Source organism: Catenulispora yoronensis (assembly GCF_039531695.1).
Lineage (GTDB): Bacteria > Actinomycetota > Actinomycetes > Streptomycetales > Catenulisporaceae > Catenulispora > Catenulispora yoronensis.
The window spans coordinates 1-703 of record NZ_BAAAQN010000166.1; the positions used below are offsets into that span (position 1 = coordinate 1).

Consider the following 703-nt stretch of genomic DNA (forward strand, 5'->3'; position numbering starts at 1 on the left):
GTCGCTCAACGGATAAAAGGTACCCTGGGGATAACAGGCTGATCTTCCCCAAGAGTCCATATCGACGGGATGGTTTGGCACCTCGATGTCGGCTCGTCGCATCCTGGGGCTGGAGTAGGTCCCAAGGGTTGGGCTGTTCGCCCATTAAAGCGGTACGCGAGCTGGGTTTAGAACGTCGTGAGACAGTTCGGTCCCTATCCGCTGCGCGCGCAGGAGACTTGAGAAGGGCTGTCCCTAGTACGAGAGGACCGGGATGGACGGACCTCTGGTGTGCCAGTTGTCCCGCCAGGGGCATGGCTGGTTGGCTACGTTCGGGAAGGATAACCGCTGAAAGCATCTAAGCGGGAAACCTGCTTCAAGATGAGGTCTCCCTCCCACTTGATGGGGTAAGGCTCCCGGCAGACTACCGGGTTGATAGGCCGGGCGTGGAAGCATCGTGAGGTGTGGAGCGGACCGGTACTAATAGGCCGAGGGCTTGACCACAAAGCTGAACTTTTCTTGCATGACTGTAGAGTCTGCTGCTCGCATCCACTGCTCAGATCTGAGGCCCCCACCGTTTGCGGTGTGTGTTGTCTCAAGGTGTTACGGCCGCCATGGCGGCGGGGAAACGCCCGGTTCCATTCCGAACCCGGAAGCTAAGCCCGCCAGCGCCGATGGTACTGCCAGGGGGACCTGGTGGGAGAGTAGGACGCGGCCGGACTAA

The 703-nt window shown here is 59.9% G+C and carries 2 rRNA genes; both read left to right on the plus strand.

The features are described 5' to 3' along the window. A 23S ribosomal RNA gene (locus ABD481_RS46580) occupies nt 1-483 on the plus strand; the annotation flags it as partial. A 100-nt stretch (nt 484-583) separates the two neighbouring features. After that, nucleotides 584-700, plus strand: a 5S ribosomal RNA gene (gene rrf, locus ABD481_RS46585). Nucleotides 701-703: the final 3 nt, after the last annotated feature.